Source organism: Defluviimonas sp. D31 (genome assembly GCF_033436765.1).
Lineage (GTDB): Bacteria > Pseudomonadota > Alphaproteobacteria > Rhodobacterales > Rhodobacteraceae > Albidovulum.
In genome coordinates, this window is sequence record NZ_JAWQFN010000060.1 from 1 (window position 1) to 1,641 (window position 1,641).

A 1,641-nucleotide genomic window follows, 5' to 3' on the forward strand; every position below is an offset into this window, starting at 1 on the left:
CAGGTCGACTTCGGCGAGGCGGTCGGCGTGATCGGCGGCGCCAGGCGCAAGCTGCACTACCTCGCGATGGCGCTGCCGCATTCGGACGCCTTCTTCATCAAGGCCTATCCGGCCGAGACGACCGAGGCGTTCTGCGACGGGCATGTCTCTGCTTTCGCGTTCTTCGGCGGCGTGCCGCTGTCGATCCTTTACGATAACACCACCATCGCGGTGGCGAAGATCCTCGGCGACGGAACCCGCAAGCGCACCCGGATCTTCTCGGAGCTGCAGTCACATTACCTGTTCGAGGACCGGTTCGGCCGGCCTGGCAAAGGCAACGACAAGGGCAATGTCGAGGGTGTGATTGGCTTCGGGCGCCGGAACTTCCTGGTGCCCATGCCCCGGTTCGAGAGTTTCGAGGCGCTGAACGCCTGGCTGGAGGAGCAATGCCTAAGGCGCCAGGATGCGGTTCTGAGGGGCCACACGGAGACGATCGGCGAGCGGCTCATGCGGGATCTCGACGCGCTGATGCCGTTGCCGGCGGTGCCCTACGATGCCTGCGAGAAGGTCAGCACCCGCGCCACGTCGATCTCGATGGTGCGCTACCGCTGCAACGACTACTCGGTACCGGTGGGCTATGCCCATCACGAAGTCCAGGTCCGCGGTTATGTCGGCGAGGTCGTCATCGGCGCGGGTGCCGAGGTGATCGCCCGGCATCGGCGGTCCTACGAGAAGGCCGACATGGTCTTCGACCCGCTGCACTTCCTGCCGCTCCTGGAGCAGAAGGTCGGCGCCCTCGACCAGGCAGCCCCGCTTCAGGGCTGGAACCTTCCGGTAGAGTTCGCCACGCTGCGCCGGTTGCTCGAGGCCCGGATGGGCAAGCCCGGCAAACGCGAGTACGTCCAGGTTCTGCGGCTCCTCGAGACCTTTGAGATGGAGCATGTCCACGGCGCCGTGCGCCAGGCCCTCGACCTCGGCGCCATCGGCTATGACGCGATCAAGCACCTCGTGCTTTGTCGCATCGAGCGGCGTCCGCCACGGCTCGATCTCGACATCTATCCCTACCTGCCCCGGGCGCGCGTCGAGGCCACGAAGCCGGCCAGCTACATGAGCCTGATGCCCGGGGCGGCGACATGACCGACACGCCCCAGTTGCTGCTCCAGCATCATCTCAAGAAGCTCAAGCTGCCGACCTTTCAGAACGAGCATGCCAAGCTGGCCCGACAATGCGCATCCGAAGGCAAGGATCATGTGCAGTACCTGCTCAGGCTCTGCGAGCTCGAGCTGATCGAGCGCGAGCGCCGGATGATCGAGCGCCGCATCAAGGCGGCGAAGTTCCCCGCCACGAAGAGCCTCGACAGCTTCGACTTCAAGGCAATCCCCACGCTCAACAAGGCGCTGGCGATGGAACTCGCGCGCTGCGAGTTCGTCGATCGTCGCGAGAACGTTATCGCCTTGGGACCGAGCGGCACCGGCAAGACGCATGTTGCCCTCGGGCTCGGCCTCGCCGCCTGTCAGAAGGGCCTGAAGGTCCGCTTCACCACCGCCGCAGCACTCGTCCACGAACTCATCGAGGCCGCCGACGACCGCCGGCTGCAGCGCCTCCAGAAGGGCCTCGCCGGTCAGGATCTGCTGATCATCGACGAACTCGGCTTCGTTCCCC

The 1,641-nt window shown here is 65.5% G+C and carries 2 protein-coding genes; both read left to right on the forward strand.

All coding sequences use genetic code 11. The annotated features are described in order from the left end of the window. Nucleotides 1–1,116 (forward strand): IS21 family transposase (gene istA, locus R5H32_RS20860; RefSeq protein ID WP_318340557.1); only part of this gene is annotated, 1,116 nt, incomplete at its 5' end. Beyond that, nucleotides 1,113–1,641: ATP-binding protein (locus R5H32_RS20865; protein ID WP_318340558.1), on the forward strand; the 529-nt coding region annotated here is incomplete at its 3' end. The genes istA and R5H32_RS20865, both read left to right, overlap by 4 nt.